This is a genomic window from Arthrobacter sp. H-02-3 (genome assembly GCF_003097355.1).
GTDB classification, from domain to species: Bacteria; Actinomycetota; Actinomycetes; order Actinomycetales; family Micrococcaceae; genus Arthrobacter; species Arthrobacter humicola.
This window is the reverse complement of record NZ_PYUI01000008.1, coordinates 1-16974: the sequence shown is the minus strand read 5'-3', so window position 1 is coordinate 16974 and position 16974 is coordinate 1. Positions and strand designations below refer to the sequence as shown.

The 16974-nt window shown below is 66.7% G+C and carries 19 protein-coding genes; 12 read left to right on the top strand and 7 right to left on the bottom strand.

Going from position 1 to position 16974, the window contains the following annotated elements; translation table 11 throughout:
* Positions 1–312: 312 nt before the first annotated feature.
* The 5 genes from C9424_RS09675 (at position 313) to C9424_RS09655 (ending at position 6381) form a co-directional block, all read left to right on the top strand.
* Complete coding sequence (locus tag C9424_RS09675; protein ID WP_116766650.1) at positions 313–1086, top strand: FadR/GntR family transcriptional regulator; 774 nt, start codon at positions 313–315, stop codon at positions 1084–1086.
* A complete protein-coding gene (locus tag C9424_RS09670; RefSeq protein ID WP_116766649.1) occupies positions 1079–1819 on the top strand; it encodes a cache domain-containing protein in 741 nt (246 codons plus the stop codon). Before C9424_RS09675 ends, C9424_RS09670 begins: the two co-directional genes overlap by 8 nt.
* Before the next feature lie 118 nt (positions 1820–1937).
* Positions 1938–3371 carry an aminobutyraldehyde dehydrogenase gene (locus tag C9424_RS09665; RefSeq protein WP_116766780.1) on the top strand — a complete coding sequence of 478 codons (1434 nt, stop codon included), beginning with the start codon at positions 1938–1940 and terminating at the stop codon, positions 3369–3371.
* Between the two features lie 93 nt (positions 3372–3464).
* Positions 3465–4982 (top strand): APC family permease, encoded by a 1518-nt coding sequence (locus tag C9424_RS09660; protein WP_116766648.1) that lies wholly within the window; start codon positions 3465–3467, stop codon positions 4980–4982.
* 22 nt (positions 4983–5004) lie between these two features.
* Complete coding sequence (locus C9424_RS09655) at positions 5005–6381, top strand: flavin monoamine oxidase family protein (protein WP_116766647.1); 1377 nt, start codon at positions 5005–5007, stop codon at positions 6379–6381.
* Positions 6382–6471: 90 nt separating this feature from the next.
* Here C9424_RS09655 and C9424_RS09650 read toward each other — a convergent pair whose 3' ends face one another.
* The 3 genes from C9424_RS09650 to C9424_RS09640 form a co-directional block, all read right to left on the bottom strand.
* Positions 6472–6966, bottom strand: coding sequence for an FBP domain-containing protein (locus tag C9424_RS09650; RefSeq protein WP_116766646.1), 495 nt, complete (start codon positions 6964–6966; stop codon positions 6472–6474).
* A 392-nt stretch (positions 6967–7358) separates the two neighbouring features.
* Positions 7359–8558 (bottom strand): NAD(P)/FAD-dependent oxidoreductase, encoded by a 1200-nt coding sequence (locus C9424_RS09645; RefSeq protein ID WP_116766645.1) that lies wholly within the window; start codon positions 8556–8558, stop codon positions 7359–7361.
* Positions 8559–8560: 2 nt separating this feature from the next.
* On the bottom strand, positions 8561–8746 hold the full coding sequence (locus C9424_RS09640) for a ferredoxin (RefSeq protein ID WP_116766644.1): 186 nt from the start codon (positions 8744–8746) through the stop codon (positions 8561–8563).
* A gap of 334 nt (positions 8747–9080) precedes the next feature.
* Here C9424_RS09640 and C9424_RS09635 point away from each other — a divergent pair, with 334 nt between their 5' ends.
* Together C9424_RS09635 and C9424_RS09630 are read left to right on the top strand one after the other, a co-directional pair.
* Positions 9081–10028: a LysR family transcriptional regulator gene (locus C9424_RS09635; RefSeq protein ID WP_116766643.1), complete on the top strand. Its 948-nt coding sequence runs from the start codon at positions 9081–9083 to the stop codon at positions 10026–10028.
* Between the two features lie 98 nt (positions 10029–10126).
* A complete protein-coding gene (locus C9424_RS09630) occupies positions 10127–10966 on the top strand; it encodes an SGNH/GDSL hydrolase family protein (protein WP_237563388.1) in 840 nt (279 codons plus the stop codon).
* Positions 10967–11013: 47 nt separating this feature from the next.
* Here C9424_RS09630 and C9424_RS09625 read toward each other — a convergent pair whose 3' ends face one another.
* Positions 11014–11301, bottom strand: a complete 288-nt coding sequence (locus tag C9424_RS09625; RefSeq protein WP_091255466.1) for a YciI family protein — start codon at positions 11299–11301, stop codon at positions 11014–11016.
* 102 nt (positions 11302–11403) lie between these two features.
* On the opposite strand from C9424_RS09625, the gene C9424_RS09620 reads away from it, so the two are divergent.
* Positions 11404–11883 carry a MarR family winged helix-turn-helix transcriptional regulator gene (locus C9424_RS09620; protein WP_091255468.1) on the top strand — a complete coding sequence of 160 codons (480 nt, stop codon included), beginning with the start codon at positions 11404–11406 and terminating at the stop codon, positions 11881–11883.
* Positions 11884–11958: 75 nt separating this feature from the next.
* Complete coding sequence (locus C9424_RS09615; RefSeq protein WP_116766642.1) at positions 11959–12720, top strand: SGNH/GDSL hydrolase family protein; 762 nt, start codon at positions 11959–11961, stop codon at positions 12718–12720.
* A 17-nt stretch (positions 12721–12737) separates the two neighbouring features.
* On the opposite strand, the gene C9424_RS09610 is transcribed toward C9424_RS09615, so the two are convergent.
* From C9424_RS09610 to C9424_RS09600, 3 genes are read right to left on the bottom strand one after another with little or no spacing between them, the layout of a single operon-like run.
* Positions 12738–13490 carry an FAD:protein FMN transferase gene (locus tag C9424_RS09610; protein ID WP_116766641.1) on the bottom strand — a complete coding sequence of 251 codons (753 nt, stop codon included), beginning with the start codon at positions 13488–13490 and terminating at the stop codon, positions 12738–12740.
* Between the two features lie 40 nt (positions 13491–13530).
* Positions 13531–14088, bottom strand: a complete 558-nt coding sequence (locus tag C9424_RS09605) for an FMN-binding protein (protein ID WP_116766640.1) — start codon at positions 14086–14088, stop codon at positions 13531–13533.
* On the bottom strand, positions 14085–15521 hold the full coding sequence (locus tag C9424_RS09600) for a ferredoxin reductase family protein (RefSeq protein ID WP_116766639.1): 1437 nt from the start codon (positions 15519–15521) through the stop codon (positions 14085–14087). Before C9424_RS09600 ends, C9424_RS09605 begins: the two co-directional genes overlap by 4 nt.
* Before the next feature lie 502 nt (positions 15522–16023).
* Here C9424_RS09600 and rpmB point away from each other — a divergent pair.
* Genes rpmB through rpsN form a run of 3 tightly spaced genes read left to right on the top strand, consistent with a single transcriptional unit; the run spans position 16024 to position 16737 of the window.
* The gene (rpmB, locus tag C9424_RS09595; RefSeq protein WP_011693744.1) at positions 16024–16260 is read left to right on the top strand and encodes a 50S ribosomal protein L28; all 237 of its coding nucleotides are present in this window, start codon (positions 16024–16026) and stop codon (positions 16258–16260) included.
* Entirely contained in the window at positions 16260–16427 is a 168-nt protein-coding gene (rpmG, locus tag C9424_RS09590) for a 50S ribosomal protein L33 (protein WP_003798558.1), read from the top strand. The genes rpmB and rpmG overlap by 1 nt, the downstream gene beginning before the upstream one ends.
* A 4-nt stretch (positions 16428–16431) precedes the next feature.
* Positions 16432–16737 carry a 30S ribosomal protein S14 gene (gene rpsN / locus C9424_RS09585; protein ID WP_011693742.1) on the top strand — a complete coding sequence of 102 codons (306 nt, stop codon included), beginning with the start codon at positions 16432–16434 and terminating at the stop codon, positions 16735–16737.
* Positions 16738–16974 lie beyond the last annotated feature (237 nt).

The window sequence follows — 16974 nt, the reverse complement described above, 5'->3', positions numbered from 1 at the left end:
CCCGGGCGGCGGAACCGGGCTGGGCGCCGGGCGTCGGAATCATGGGGAGTCCCTTCGTGGAGTGCCCGCGGCACATCGCCGTGCCCGGGCATCTGATCAAGGATTCGAAGCCTAACAAGGCGCAACCACCCGAACATTGGATGAACCGACCTGGCACTGGCTGCTCTGCACAACAACCATCCGCCAACGAGCGTGGCGCTGCGGCGGGCGGCCACGGCGGACCGTGCACCCGCGCGGCCGATAGAGTGGCGCTATGGAAGCAGATCCTTCGGTTCCGGCCAGCCCGGAACGCGGCTGTCCGCAGGCGCCGCGGTGAGCCAGGAACCATCCGCCACCACGCCGTCGCGCGGGGCCCGGGCCGCCGTCTTCGCCCAGCTGACCGGCGCCGGCAGGTCCGAGCAAGTGGCCCAGCGGCTGACCGATGCCATTCTGCTCGGCGTGCTGGCCCCCGGCGACCGGCTGCCCAGTGAGGCCGAGCTGGCCAAGCGCTTTGGCGTGGCCCTCGTGACGGCGCGCGACGCGCTCGGGGCTGTCCGCGAGGCCGGGCTGGTGGAGACCCGGCGCGGACGCGAGGGCGGCAGCTTTGTGCTGGCCACCGAACAGACGCCGGAAAGGCTCCTGCAGGCCCGGCTGCGCGGACTTTCGCAGGTGGAGATCGCCGACCTCGCCGTCTATTTCGGCACGCTGGCCGCCGGCTGCGCGGAACGGGCGGCCGAGCTCGCGTCCACCGATGAAGCCGAACGGCTCACCGCCTGGCTTCACGATGCCGACTTCAGCTCCGCCAGCGATTCCGGCCGGAACGCCGGCGGTTTCTACCTCGAGATCGCCGTCGTCAGCCAGTCGCCGCGCCTGGTGCGCGAGCAGATCCGCCTCCAGGCCGAGTTCGGCCCCATGCTGTGGCTGTGCCTGACCGACCCGGTCATGCGGGCGCGGGTCTATGCGCAAAACCAACGCACCGCCGAGGCGATAGCCGCCCATGACGCCGCCGCGGCCCGTGCCTCGGTCCGGGCACAGATCAGCGACCTTTCCGCCTGGCTGCTGGCAGCCAAGGAACGTCTTGAGCAAGGAGCAGCAGCCGATGGCTGAGAACCACAGTGCGGATTCCGTGCAGGCGCGGGCGCGCAACTGCGCCGCGGCCATCGGAGCGTTGTTCAACGGCGTCTTCGGAACCCTGGACCACTGGCGCAGCCGGGTCGAAGCCTCAACCGCCTGGGGTGCGGGAGAGATCGATCCCGCCGTGTACGCGATGGTCGGTCCGGAACTCACGGCCGCCGACCCGCTGCTGATCGGCGCCGGATTCATCGCGGCACCGGGCGTGGTGCGCGGGAAGGGCCTCCATTTCGCCTGGTGGCTGGGCCCGCTGGAGGACAATCCGATCCTCGGCACCACCACCGAGCCGAGCCAGCTGGATCTGGCGTCGCGCGAGTACGCCGACTATCTGCGGGACCTCAGCGCGCTGGAGTGGTACCGGGTTCCCGAAGCCACCGGTGCCCGGCACATCACGGGCCCGTATGTGGACCACTTGTGCACGTGCGACTACATCCTCACGCTCACCGCGCCCGTCGTCGTCGGCGGATCCATGGCTGGAGTGGTGGGCGCGGACGTCCTGGTGCGCCGGCTGGAGCGGGACGCCCTCCCGCTGATGCGCGCCGTGGGCGCCCCGACAGCTCTGGTGAGCGCCGCCGGCCGGGTGATTGTGTCCACCGATCCGCAACTCCCCGTGGGCACTCTTGCCGCCGCAGATGCGGGCCCGGCCTGGACCGGCGCCATCACCTGCCCCGGAACCAACCTGAAGGTCCTGGTGCGCACAGCTCAATAATTTAAACATCCCATTTCAGATGAATAAGGTGTAGTCTCACCATGTGGCCGTGAACCAGGTCACATCGTGGCAGGGTTCGCGGCGCGGACCGGCCACCCAATTCATTGAAGGGAACCACATGAGCGTGCGGAATTTGCGGAACTTCGTCAACGGCCAGTTTGTTGACTCGGCCGCCACCAGCCGGCTGGATATCCACAACCCGGCCACCGAAGAAGTCATCGCCACAACGCCCGTTTCCACCGCCGCCGACGTCGCTGCCGCCTACGCGGCGGCCGCGGCGGCGTTTGAAATCTGGAGCGAAACCACTCCCGCAGAGCGCCAGCGGGCGCTGCTGCACATTGCCGGCGCCGTCGAGGCCCGCGCCGAGGAACTGGCCGACCTGGAATGCGCCGACACCGGCAAGCCCCGGGCCGGGATTGTCCCGGATGAGATCGACGTACTCGTGGACCAGATCCGCTTCTTCGCCGGCGCAGCCCGGACCCTGGAAGGGCGCGCCACCGCCGAGTACCTCGCGGACCACAGTTCCTCGATCCGGCGCGAGCCCATCGGCGTCATCGGCCAGGTGGCCCCCTGGAACTATCCGCTGATGATGGCCGCGTGGAAGGTCATTCCCGCGCTTGCGGCGGGTAATACCGTAGTCCTCAAACCCTCCGATTCCACACCGAGCTCCACCCTGCTGTTTGCCGAACTGGCCAGCGAATTCCTCCCTGCCGGCGCGTTCAACGTGGTGCTGGGGGACCGTGAGACCGGCAAGGCCCTGGTGGCCGACGAGGCTCCGGAAATGGTGTCCATCACCGGCAGCGTGCGGGCCGGCATGGAAGTGGCCGGAGCGGCCGCCGCCGACGTCAAGCGCGTTCACCTCGAGCTGGGCGGCAAAGCCCCGGTCATCGTGTTCGACGACGTCGACATCGCCACCGCCGTGGCGGGGATCGTCCCGGCTTCGTTCTACAACGCCGGCCAGGATTGCACCGCGGCCACGCGGCTGCTCGTGCACGAGGACATCCACGATGAGTTCGTGGCTGCTTTTGCCGAGGAAGTGCGGCGCAACGCCAGGACCGGCGGCCCCGCCGAGGACGGAATCCTGTACGGCGCGCTCAGCAGCGCCGACCATCTTCAGCGCGTCGCCGGATTCCTGGAGCGGCTGCCGGAACACGCCACCGTTGAAGTCGGCGGCAAACGCCACGGCGGTGTGGGCTACTTCCACGAGGCCACCGTGGTGTCCGGGCTTAACCAGGACGACGAACTCGTCCAGAGCGAGGTGTTCGGCCCCATCGTCACGGTGCAGAAGTTCTCCACGGACGCCGAGGCCCTGGCCATGGCCAACGACGTGGACTACGGGCTGGCGTCTTCGGTGTGGACCAAGGACCACACCCGGGCCATGCAGTTCGCCAAGCGACTGGACTTCGGCTGCGTCTGGATCAACACCCACATCCCGCTGGTGGCCGAGATGCCGCACGGCGGATTCAAGCACTCCGGGTACGGCAAGGACCTGTCCATGTACGGGCTGGAGGACTACACCCGGATCAAGCACGTCATGAGCTACATCGGTTAAGCCGCCCCGCGAGCCCCCGGCACCCGGAAACCACCGGCATCTCCGGCCGGCACCCCCGCCAGCAACTCCCGCCAATGTCGTCGGAAGGAAACCATGTCTACCGAACCACGCAGTACCACCGAGCTCAACGATAGTGAGCACCTTGCCGTCCTGGGCTACCAGGATTCCTTTGACCGGTCCATGTCCCTGTGGGCAAATTTCGCCCTCGGATTCACGTACCTTTCGCCGCTGGTGGGGGTGTACTCCCTCTTCGCGATCGCCATGGCGGCCGGCGGCCCGCCGTCGGTCTTCTGGATCTTCATCGTGGGGGCCGGACAAATGCTGGTGGCACTGGTCTTCAGCGAGGTGGTCTCGCAATACCCCATCCACGGCGGCATCTATCCGTGGACCAGGCGGCTGTGGGGCCGGCGCTACGCCTGGATGGCCGCCTGGGTCTACATCTGGGCCATGATTGTCACCATTACCGCGGTGGCCGAATTCGGCAGTGGCTTCCTGGCCAGCCTGTTCGAGGTTGAGGTGACCCGGGAAACCACGCTTGGCCTGACGGTACTGCTCCTTGTTGTGGCGCTGGCCTTGAACTTCACCGGTACCAAGACGATGGCGCGGGTGGCCCGGATCGGGCTGGCTTCCGAGCTGATCGGCGTGATCGCCGTCGGCCTCTACCTGTTGATTTTCCAGCGCAAGCAGAGCTTCGGCGTGTTCTTCGACTCGATGGGGGTGGAGGGCGATGGCAGTTACCTGCACGCCTTCATGGGGGCCGCCCTGGCCGGGCTCTTCCTGTTCTACGGCTTTGAAGCCTGTGGCGACGTGGCGGAGGAAGTCGCCAGTCCGGCGCGGCGGATCCCGCGGGCCATGATGATGACCATTGTGGTCGGAGGCGTCTCGGCGCTGTTCTCCTTCGGCGGCTATGTGCTGGCGGCGCCCAACCTGCAGGAAATCGTCAACGGCCAGGACCCTGACCCGATCCCCGCCATCCTGGAATCGGCCCTCGGGCCGGTAGGTGCCAAGATCTTCCTGGTGGTTGCGATCACGGCCTTCTTGTCCTGCGTGCTGAGCCTGCAGGCAGCGGCCAGCCGGCTGATCTTCTCCTTTGCCCGTGACGGCATGGTGCCCGGCCACCGCTGGCTCTCCAGGGTTTCCGGCACCGCCAGGGTCCCCGCAAACGCCCTCATCGTCGCCGCGAGCATTCCGTTGGCCATCTGCGTCATCATCTATCTGGGGTCCGACGAGCTGCTCACGCAGATCACCTCCTTTGCCGTACTGGGCATCTACATTGCGTTCCAGTCGGTGGTGCTCGCCTCCCTGCGCCAGCGCCTCAAGGGATGGCGTCCTGCCGGGCCGTTCAGCCTGGGCGCCGCAGGGTTCGCGATCAATGTCGCGGCCCTGGCCTACGGCATCTTTGCCATGGTGTTGCTGGCTTGGCCCGGCTCCACGGGTGTCTTTGTCACCGACTGGACCGTCCTGATCGGCCTTGCCGTTGTGGCGGGCACCGGCCTCCTCTACCTCCTGCTGGCCCGCCCGGACGCCAAATCGACGGCGCCGGCCGGCGACGCGATCGACGTCGCCGCCAAGCTGCGGGCCGGCAGTGCCCGGCAAGCAGCGGTCAACTAACGCACCAACGAAAGAGCAGACAGTGAAAAGTATTGAACGCGATGTTGTCATCATCGGCGCCGGCCCGGCCGGGCTCAACGCCGCCCGGGACCTGAAAGCGGCGGGCCTGACGGTTGCCGTGCTGGAGGCCCGTGACCGGGTTGGCGGCCGGACCTGGACCAGCACCATTGACGGCGCCATGCTTGAAATCGGCGGCCAGTGGATATCACCGGACCAGACGGCACTCAAAGGCCTGCTGGGCGAGCTGGGCCTGGAAACATTCAGCCGCTACCGCGAGGGCCAGTCTGTCTACGTCGCCCCGGACGGCACCCGCAGCCTCTACACGGGGGAAATGTTCCCGGTGTCCGAGCGCACCGAGGCCGAAATGCGCCGGCTTATTGGCATCCTGGATGAGCTGGCCGCCGAGATCGGCGCCGAGGAGCCGTGGGCGCACCCCCGGGCCCGCGAACTCGACACCGTCTCGCTGCACCACTGGATGCGCCAGCTTTCCGATGACGACGAGGCCTGCGCCAACATCGGCCACTTCCTGGCCGGCGGCATGCTCACCAAGCCGGCGCACTCCTTCTCCGCGCTGCAAGCCGTGCTGATGGCGGCATCGGCGGGCTCGTTCTCGAACCTGGTGGACGAGGACCTGCTGCTGGACCAGCGCGTGGTGGGAGGGATGCAGCTCGTGTCGGAGACCATCGCCGCCGCACTGGGGGACGACGTCGTCCTTGAGTCCCCGGTGCGGACCCTGCGCTGGGACGAAAACGGCGTCACCGCCGTCTCGGACCGGGCCACGGTGAACGCCCCGTACGCCATCATGGCCGTGCCGCCGAACCTGTACTCGCGCGTGAGTTTTGACCCGCCGCTGCCCCGCCGCCAGCACCAGATGCACCAGCACCAGTCGCTGGGCCTGGTCATCAAGGTGCACGCCGTCTACGAAACGCCGTTCTGGCGCGAAGAGGGCCTCTCCGGCACCTGCTTCAGTCCCGATCTGGTGGTCCAGGAAATCTACGACAACACCAATCACGAGGACCCGCGCGGAACCCTGGTGGCCTTCGTGCCGGATGAGAAGGCGGACGCGATGTTCGCCCTCGACGCCGGCGAACGGCGTCGGGTGATCCTCTCGGCCATGGCGGAGTCCTTGGGCCCGAAGACCCTGGAACCGGTGGTGTATTACGAGTCCGACTGGGCCTCCGAGGAATGGACCCGCGGCGCCTTCGCCTCCAGCTACGATCTGGGCGGCCTGCACCGCTACGGCGCGGACCAGCTCACCCCGGTGGGACCCATCTACTGGGCGTCCTCGGACCTGGCAGCCGAGGGCTACCAGCATGTGGACGGCGCGGTCCGGATGGGTCGGGCCACGGCGGCCCGGATCCTGGACCGCGACGCCGCCAGCACGGAGGCCGCCGCGTAGCGGCCGCACCGCCCGGCCTTCCAGCGACGCGGGGTCACTTACGGCCCATAATTCCGGGCCGTAGGTGACCCCGCGTTGCTTGTGCCGTCGCTACGTTCCCTGCACGCGCTCCACGAATTGGGCGGTGCGGGCCGCCAGCCCGTCGATCTGCCGCAGCACGACGGCGGCGGGGTCCGGATTGATCTCGTTGGCCGGAGGCTCCACCCGGACATTGCGGCAGCAGAGGAACTCGGCGCAGATCAAGGTGCCCAGGGTGTTGCCGTTGCGGCCGGACTGCCCTGCGCGCTTGGCCACCCAGAGCAGGACATCGTCCTTGGAGAACACATCCCGGCACAGCTCGCAGAGCACGGAGCGGTTCTTCTTGGCCCCGCCTTCAGGGGCCCGGAGCATGATTCCGGTGGGACCCTTCGTCCCGGGCACCACGAGATAGCCGCGCAGGGGCATCTTCTCGTCCCGCCAGGCCAGGAAGTCGAGCTTTTCCCAGTCCAGGGTGTCGAAGTTTTTGGGCAGATTGAGCTTCGCGGCTTCTGACCGGCTCGCGTTGATGAAGGACGAGCGGATCTGCTGCGGCGTGATTTTTTGCATGACGGAAACTTTCGGAATCGAAGAGGTGCCGCCCGGGCGGGCCTACTGCGCGCCAAGGCGGAACGGGGGCAGACGAGTGCCAGCCTGCGACTCCGGTTAGGATCGGGCGTCTCCGCGTGGTGATTCAGCAGCGGGACGGGATTGTTCGGAAAGGGCCGGCAGTAGCGCGGGCGCGTAGCAGGCCACAGCGGCCACCCCGCTAACCGTGGCAGCGGTGATCGTCGCGATCCGCATGCTCACCCCCCGTTCCAAGAGTTCCCCGGTTCTGATGATCCGGGTCCGTTTATCCGGAGAGCCCATCCTTGCAAAGCCCTGAATTCCTGTCCAGTCGACTGCAAGAACCCGGACCACAGGGTGGTCTGCCGTTCTCCAACGGACGCTCCCGCTTCATCTCAGGCAGTGGGCGACGCAACCAGGGGCGCGGTATCGCTCAGCCGCCGCAACTTGGGAATGGGGATCCGTTTGTTGATGGCGACGGCGGTGCCCGAGCCGTCGTCGTGGGACCACCGCATGAGGGCAGGTCCGCCGGCGGGATCGCCTTCGAGGAACTCAGGGGCACCGGCTAAGGGCAGGAAGCCGCTCGCCTTCAGGCTGAGGCCGAACTGCTCGGTCCAGAAGTAGGGCTGGAAGTCGAGCTCCGGTGCTTCATCGCCCCGTACGAGAGCCAAGGCCGCGGCCTTGCTCTGCTCGATGGCGCTGGTCCACAGGGGAACGCGCTGGATGCCGTGCTTGGTCGGGAACGCGGCCACGTCTCCTGCGGCGATGATGCCGGGACGGACGCGCCCGCGGGCGTCGACTTCGAGCCGGCCGTTGGTCAGTAGGCCGCTGGAGGCGAGCCACTCGACGTTGGGGGCATCTCCTACGGCACTGACCACGAGTTCGGCTTCGATGGTTGAACCGTCCGCGAGGACAACCAGCGGACGCCCGTCGGCCGTGCGCCCACCGGTGCTGCGCAGTTCGACCGCGTGGGACGGCGCTAGCTTGAGCCCGTGGCGGCGGGCTGCGGCAAGGAAGGCACCGGACAAGTACGGGCCCAGCTGTCTGGTCAGCGGACGGTCATGAGCCACCAGGGTTACCTCGCAGCCCGCGGAGAGGCACCCGGAGGCGATCTCCATACCCAGGGCACCTCCACCAATGACGACGACGGACGGCCGGTTCGTGAGCCGGCGGCGCAGCGTCAGCGCGTCCTCCAGATTGCGCAGGGTCAGTTCGCCGTCGCAGCGGCCCGCATTTCCCTCGGTCTTGGGGCCGGTACCGAGGAGGCGTGCCCGGGAGCCGGTGGCGATGACCACGGCGTCGTACGGAAGGCCGCTGCCGTCGTCGAGGTGCACCACTTTCCGGTCGGCATCAAGCCCCGACGCGCTCACGCCCCGGACCTCCTGTGCCTCGTGGGTGGACGGCGGCAGCTGATGGGACGTCATGTCGTCGGCGTCCAGCAGGGCAGCCTTCGAGAGGGCGGGGCGGCTGTACGGTGCATGGGGCTCGTCGCCCACGATGGTCAGATCGCCGTCGAAGCCTGCCGCCCTCAGGGAGTCTGCCGCGGTAAGGCCGGCGATGCCATTTCCGACGACGACGATGCGTTTCAGTGTCATGCTCATGCCAGCCGCAGCGCGGCAACCGGGCAGACGCGAACCGCGGCCTTTGCCGGTTCCACGTCGTTGTCGACCGTCTCGATGTCCAGCACGAGTTCGCCCTCTTCGTCCAAGTGCATCAGCTGTGGGGCAACGTCCTCGCACAGGCCGTGGCCTTCGCAGCGCGGTCGATCGAGGACAATCTTCATGGCTTTCTCCTTTGAAAACGGTGGCGTGGATCACAATCAGAGCGTATGTTGAGTTTCCCAGCTGTATAGCATGTTCACAAATGAATATTGCTCATCCTTGATATGCACCGTATGAATGGCCGGGTAAGCTGGGCCACGCGCCGGAAAAGCGGCGTGCGACAAGGGAGGTGTGCAATGGCAATGAAGCCGAGACTGACCTGGAATGCGAAAGACAGTTTTGTGTCGTATGTGGAGGCCCGCGACCTCGAATTGCGGGACCCGCGCATCCAGCAGCTGAGTCCGCTGCACGCTGTTTTCCCGGCGAGTCATGCCCGGTAGCCAGGGAAGATCCGGGATGGACGGAGAGCTGGCCCGGCTGGCTTCGGTCGACCTCAACCTCCTGGTGCCACTCCTGGCGCTGCTTGACGAGCGGTCGGTGACGGACGCTGCGGCCAAAATCGGTCTGTCGCAGCCGGCCATGAGCCATGCGCTGACACGCATGCGGCGCATGCTCAGCGATGAACTCCTCGTGCGGCAGGGGCGCGGAATGGTGCTGACGCCGCGGGCCGCGGAGCTTTTGCCGGCACTGCGCCAGATGCTGACGCAGACGGCCCGGCTCGTCAATGCCGCCCCGTTTGACCCCGCAACCGACGAGCGCCTGATCACTGTGGCAATGACCAACAGCACCGCGTTCGTCATCGGCAGCGCGCTCACCCGGCTGCTGGCCGAGCGTGCGCCGAACACGGTCCTGCGGTTGCGAACCACGTCCTCGCCGACCATCGCGGTGTTCGCGGACGATGCGGCGGACGTCATTCTGCTCCCCGAGACATTCGCCACGCCGTATCCGCGGGAGCGCCTGTACGACGACCGCTGGGTCGTCGTCACTTCGTGGGACTCACCGCGGCAGGCCAGCGCTCTGGAGCTCCTGGAGACGGTGCCCCATGTGATGCTGGACGCGGCCCCGGAACGCCTGCGGCCCTACGAAATCCTCGACGAGCGCAAGGTGCCGTACACGGTCCGGCAACGCGTGTCCGACTACCTGTTCATTCCCCACCTGATCGCCCAGGCCGGTGGGGTGGCGGTCCATCGGTACCAGGTCGGCTTGGCATTCGAGGGCCGGTTCGACCTGCGCATGGAGGAGTTCCCCTTCCCCATCCAAACCCTGGGCATCGACATGGTGTGGAACCCGTGGCTCGCGGAGGACCCGTTCAAGGACTGGCTGCGGGGGATCCTTCTGGAGGCCGCCGTCCCTCTGCGGGCCCGGTACGGTCCTGTGCCCGCCAGATCCGGGCCGCCCGTGTGACCCATTCAGTGCCTGCACCGGCCTGCCTGGGGCGAATGACACCCGCCTGTTAACCCCGCTGTTCCCTGATGGCCGGATGGACTGGCTACCGTGGACGCGTGGTTGGAGACATTCTTGGTGCGGGCCCGGGGGGCCGGCGGCTGTTCGTTGCCCTGGGCGATTCCTTCACCGAGGGTGTGGGCGACTATGACCCCCGGTTCCCCAATGGCGTGCGGGGCTGGGCGGACCGGGTCGCGGAGAAACTGGCCAAGGCGCAGCCGGGGTGGCAGTACGCCAATCTGGCCATCCGCAGCAAACGGCTGCGCCACATCATCGCCGAACAGCTCGGACCCGCCGTGGCCATGGAGCCGACGCTCATTACGCTGTACGCGGGCGGCAACGACATCCTGGATTTCGGCACGGACATTGCGGCCCTCATGCAGGACTATGAGTCCCTGGTGGAGGCGCTCGCTGGCACGGGAGCGACGCTGGTGCTGTTCACCGGCTTCGACGTCAAGGTCTCCGCGCTCCTCGAGCCGCTGAAGAAGCGCAACGCCTTCTATAACGAGCGGGTCCGCGAGATCGCCGGCCGCTACGGCGCGGTATTGGTGGACTACTGGTGCTTCGACGCATTCCATGACCCGCGGATGTGGGATTCGGACCGGCTGCACATGTCCAAGGCGGGCCATAAATACCTTGCCGCGCAGGTCCTGGATCATCTCGGTGTGCCCCATACGATCAAGCCCAGGAAATGGGAGCCGCCGGTGAAACAGGGCCTGCGCGAGTGGGAACGCCGGCAGCGCCGCTGGGTGCGCGACTGGGTGTTGCCCCTGTTCGGACGGAAGCTCCGCGGGGTCACCCTCGGCGACCAGCTCCGGCCGCGCTGGGCGGAACCCGTAAAGGTCCCGCGGAAGGGCGGCCTGAAGAAACTGTTGCAGGCGCAGCACGACGGCGGTTAGGCCGGATCCCGGCAGCCGCCCGGCCCGCGCTCCGGGCCAGCCTCGACTCAGCTGTCCAGCAGGTTTTCGAAGCCGGGGGCCACCCTGTTGGCGTGGAATTCCATGACCTCGAAGTCAGCCACACCGTTGACATAAAACGGGTCCTTGGCGAGGGCGGCGTCCAGGCTGTCCCTGTCCGCGTTGGAGAGCAGCAGGCCGCCGGTGCGTGGGATCTTGCGCCCGGCGACCATGAAGATGCCCTCATCGAAGGCCGCCTGCAGCCACGTGACGTGGGCCGGGAGGTGGAACTCCACAATGTCGTCGGGGACCTTGTATGTCAGGGAGACTACGTACATGCGGCCAGCCTACCGGTAGCGGGTCGCGGACAGGACGGAACTTTTCCGAGAATCCCCGGCCGAAGTTGAATCGTCAAGCTTCAAGTCTCCTAGAATGTAGCCATGACCGAACCCCGCTGGCTCAATGCCGACGAACGCCGGGCCTGGCTGGCCCTGCTGAGCATCACTACGCTGCTGCCGGCCGCCTTGGACACCCAGCTTCATGCCGCGGGGAAGCTGTCCCTGTTCGACTACAACGTGCTGGCGATGCTCTCCGAGGCCGAGGGGCGTTTCCTGCCCATGAGCGAGCTCGCCGCGCGCACCAGCGCTTCGCTGTCCCGGCTCTCCCACGTTGTCACCAAGCTGCAGAACCGCGGCTGGCTTGAGCGCCGCCCGCACCCCGGTGACGCCCGCGTCACCACAGCGCACCTGACCGACGCCGGCATGGAGACGATCGTGAAGCTCGCCCCGGGCCATGTGGAGGCCGTCCGGTCGCTCTTCCTCGACGCCTTGAGCCCCAAAGACGTCGCGGACCTGGCCCGGATCGGCGAGAATATCGTCGCCCGCCTCGACGACGATCACTGGATCCTGCGCGACAACTAAGCGCGACAATTGAGCGCGGAAGCTGGACGCGCCGCCGTCTTTGTTGCTTGCGGCAACTGCTGGCAGACTTGGTTCATGGATTTCACGTCCCGGTATGTAGCCCTTGGAGACTCGTTTACGGAAGGCGTCGGCGACGACGACCTCACCCGTCCCAACGGCGTCCGGGGCTGGGCGGACCGGGTGGCAGAGCAGCTCGGCGCCGCCGATCCGGCCTTCGGCTACGCGAACCTCGCCATCCGGGGCAGGAAACTGCGCCAGATCATGGCCGAGCAGGTGGACGCCGCCGTCGCACTCAAGCCCACCCTGGTGAGCATCTACGCCGGCGCCAATGACATCCTCCGGCCCAAGATCGACATTGATGACCTGCTCGTGGAATACGACGCCGGGATCCGCAAGCTCGCGGCCACCGGCGCCACCGTGGTCATGTTCACGGGCTTCGACGCGCGCGGCTCCAAGATATTCGGCACCATGCGCGGCCGCACCGCCATCTACAACGAACTGGTGCGCGGGATCGCCGGCGACCACGGTGCCCTACTGGTCGATTACTGGCGCTTCAGCGAATACTACGACTGGGGCATGTGGGCCACGGACCGGATGCACATGTCCGCCGCCGGCCACGCGAACATGGCCAAACGGGTCCTGACGGTCCTGGAACATGAACACTCGATTGACGTCCCGCCCATGACGCCGGTGCCGGAACTGGGCCGCGCGGACGCCATCCGTGCCAACGCCCGCTGGGTCCGTGAATTCGCCGGCCCGTGGGTTGTCCGGCGCGTCACCGGCAAGTCGTCCGGGGACGGTCTGCAGCCGAAGTACGGCCAGCTCACGCGTCTCTAAGGGGAAGACCCGGCAGTTCAGGCGCGGAATCCCGGCGTCGCGAGCAGTTCCCCGTCGCGGCGGACGGCGAGCACATCGATTTCCCAGCCGTCCGTGGCCCGGTGCAGCATCGCGGTGCCGCCCGCGACGATCGCCGTGGCCAGCACATCGGCCGTCACAATGTCCGCCGCGGCCACGGAGACCTGGGTAAACTCCGCGCCGCCGGCTCCGGCCGTCCAGATGTGGTCACCCCGCTCCGCCGAACCCGACGTCGCCAAGGCACGCCGGGTGCCTGTCTTCAAGTCGGCAGGCCCGCCCAGCTCGAACGCGGAAAGCAGAGCCGTACGGTCCTGCGGGTCAACCACCCCTGCCGCCCAGGAGGCTCCGCTGCCCGGAACGGGCGAGCCCATCACCAGCACATCGCCCCCGGCGTTCAGGCACCAGTCGGTGATCCCTTGGGACTGCAGCGTCTCGCCTGCCTTCGCGATCGCGTAGCCCTTGATGAGCCCGGAAAGGTCCAGCACGCCGTCGGGCCGTTCCGGTGAGAACGCACCCTCCGTCATGAGCCGCCAGCCCACGGCATCCGCGTACCGGTCCCGCATCCCGGCGGACGCTTCCCGAAGCGAAAGCTCCCCGCGGGCCAGCCTGCTGGCCTCGGAATCGGGGCGGTACAGGCTGAAGGATTCATCCAGCCGGGCAAACACCCGTTCGACGGCGGCGACGGCGGCGTCGAGTTCGTGGTCGGCGACGGCGGCCCCGGCAGGAACGGTCAGACTGATGACGGTTCCCATGGAGCCAAACGTCCTGGCCTTCAGAGCAGAACCGCCCAGCTCAGAGATTGGCTGCATCGAGGGCCGCCTGCAGGGAGGAGAGGTACGCGTCGCTGGTCACCGTGGCACCGCCGATGGTCTGCACGTTCGCGGACTGTGCCTGAAGCACTTCCGATCGCAGCAGCGGCGCCGCCCGGTTGCTGATGGCGACGGACCTCCGGTCTTCATCCGTGAGCTGGAGGGCCGTTACATCGGTGATTTTCCCTCCACTGACCGTGATCTGCACCTGGACGTTCCCGAAGCGGGTCTGGCTCACGGAGCCGGCGAAGGTTCCGCTGCCATTCCCGGCGCCGGCCGCTGAGGTGGTGGTTTCCGTCGAACCGGTGGATCCGGTTGCCCCGCTTCCGGAAGCTGCCCCGGAGGTGCTTGTGCCGGAGCTACTCCCGGACCCGCTGCCCGTGGCGGCAGACGCGCCGGTCGATCCGGTCGTTCCGGTCGTTCCGGCGGAGGTACCGATGGACGAACCTGCCGCCTCCGTCACGTGGCTGCCGGACTGCCATCCGACCAGGAGGATTCCGGCCGAAGCCAGGGTTGCTGAAACTGCTGCGCGAATTCTCACCAGTCAAACCTTTCGTAGTGAAGCTGTTCTTCCCGCACGCCTGCTGCTCGTGCGTCTTTGAGGACGTTTTGGGCCCAGGCTGCCGGTCCACAGACGTAGACGTCGGCCTCGGCGATGTTTGGTGCGTAGCTCCCCAGCCGGTATCCCGAACGGGTGGCGTCGGCGGGAAGCCACGTCTCGACGCCCGCCGGGCGGCGCCCGGTGAGGTGGTACAGGGTCGCGCCACGGCGTTGGCAAAGGTCCATGATCTCTTTGCCCAGGTACAGCTCCTTTTCGCTGCGGCCACGCAGAATGACGGTGGCGTCCCCTGGGTTGAAAGGCGTGCTTTCCAGCAGCGCCCGGATAGGGGTGATCCCGATGCCGGCACCGATCATCACGACGTGATTCCGGCTCCTGGCCGCGGTGCTGAAGAGTCCGTAGGGGCCTTCAATGGCCACTTTTGTGCCGCGTTTCAGCCGGGCCAACTGGGACGAGCCCTTGCCGAGGTTGCGGACCGTGATCCGCAGGGAGCCGCTGGGGCCGAGCTGGAGGGGCTCCGCGGAGAGGCTGAAGGGGTGCGGGTGCCACCACATGCCGGGAGCGAGGAACCGCCAGATGAAGAACCTGCCGCCGGCGCCCGTCAGTTCGTCAAGGTGACGCCCGGTCATCTCAATACTGACGACGCCGGGGGCGACCTGCACAACGCGGCTGACGCTAAGTTTGTGCCGGGTAGTGGCCACAATCGGCTCCAGAACCCGGTTATGCAGGAGCGCGGCGCCGGTACCGATGCAGGCAGCCAGCCAGTACCAGCGCTGCCAGGTGCCCGGTGCGAAGAGGCCTCCGACGCTGAACTGATGAGGGATGGACGTCAGCACTGCGGCATAGGTCAGCAGGTGGACGGCGTACCAGAACTCGTAAGGGAACCGGCGCCGGACGGCCACCAGAGAAGTGACCACGACGGCGATGAACAGAACCATGGAGATGTAGGCCAGCCACATGTCGGGGACCTGGACCCACAAGTTCACGGCCTCAGTGACGGGATCCAGCCCTTCGGCCATGCCGTAGCCGATCGCAATGAGGATCCCGTGCGCCAGCAGGAGGTACAGGGCCGGCTTGCCCAGCTTGCGGTGGAACTCCAAGGCGCGGTCATGGCCGACGGCGCCATCAATGAAGGGAAGCCGGGCGGCCAGGAGCAGCATCAGGAGCACCAGGTCCATGCCGGCGAGACCGGCCACAATCCCCAGTGCGGTGAAGGAACCGGCGGGAGTCGAGAATCCGGATGCTCCGCCGTCGGCCAGCCACAAAGCGATGGCGCCCGCCAGGGACGCCCAAAAGAGAACAGTCAGCAGATCCGCTCTCAGCAACCGCCGCCGATGTTGCCCCTTAAAGGGGTTCACGGAGCCACGAGAGCTGCGGCGAACCTCGGGACGGGTCGTCAGAAGTTGTGTGTTCATGTATCCAGAGTCGCCCCCCTGCCTATCATTTGGCTGTGAAAATGCTTCGTCCGGCATATGACCTGGAGCGGTTCCCCTCTTTGCGCAGGAGCTCCGGCGGGCATTTTCCGGTACCCCACATGGCGGCGGATTGGTCTTTAATTAGTCGAACTCGTAGACTTGGTAGGCGCTAGGTGGCGCGGAGCGTGTGCAATTGCTCCGGTTGGCAGGACTCGTCTGAGAAATCGACGGTCGTGGCGGCCGGTAGTTAGGGGCTCAAGTTGCGCGCATTCCTGTATTCGCCCAGCATCCCGGCACTTCGCATTGGCTGTCCCACGGACCGCCACCGCCCGGTGCCCGTGGCCCACAATCTTTGCCGCAGTGAGGAAATCAGCCGGTTTGCGCCGGCTTCAGATTCCTGCGGATCTGGTGATTGGGGCGGGAGCTGGATGCGGACGCCGCCCATCGCACGGTCAGTGGGAACTCCGCTAGCCGTTTCATTTATTTTTTGAGGAGAGTCGTCATGGCAGCACACTGCCAGGTGACCGGAGCCGAGCCGGGCTTTGGACACAGCATTTCGCACTCGCACCGTCGCAACAAGCGCCGGTTCGACCCGAACATCCAGAAGAAGCGCTACTGGGTTCCGTCCCTGCGCCGTAACGTCACGCTGCAGGTCTCTGCTCGTGGCATCAAGACCATCGACGTACGTGGCATCGACGTAGTCGTCGCCGCCATCCTGGCACGAGGAGTGAAGCTCTAGTGGCAAAGGACAAGGACGTACGTCCGATCATCAAGCTGAAGTCGACCGCGGGCACGGGCTACACCTACGTGACGCGCAAGAACCGTCGTAACGACCCGGACCGCCTGGTTCTGAAGAAGTACGACCCCAAAATCCGCCAGCACGTCGAATTCCGAGAGGAGCGCTAAACACATGGCTAAGAAGTCAATGATCGCTAAGAACGAACAGCGTAAAGTCATCGTCGAGCGTTATGCTGCAAAGCGCCTCGAACTGAAGAAGGCTCTGGTTGACCCCGCTTCAACCGACGAAGCACGCGAAGCTGCACGCCTCGGCCTGCAGAAGCTGCCCCGCAACGCCTCCCCGGTACGTCTGCGTAACCGCGACATCATCGATGGCCGCCCGCGCGGTACCTTCCAGAAGTTCGGCATCTCCCGTGTTCGCTTCCGCGACATGGCTCACCGCGGTGAGCTCCCGGGCATCACGAAGTCTTCCTGGTAATTCAGCACTCCTGAAGCCAGTGGCTTGAGAAGGGCCGGCAACCTTTTGGTTGCCGGCCCTTCTTGCGTTAACGGCCCGCACCAACAGCCCGTGGCGCGCCCTTCGTCCATGCCCGCACCGCGGTGACGCAGCACACAACCGTCATTTGCGACGCCGGGACGCCCGGTTGGGTGCCTAGCGACCGGTTTAGGCCCGCGCCGGCGGGGTTTTTGGGGTGCTGTGGGGGTGGGTTTGCGG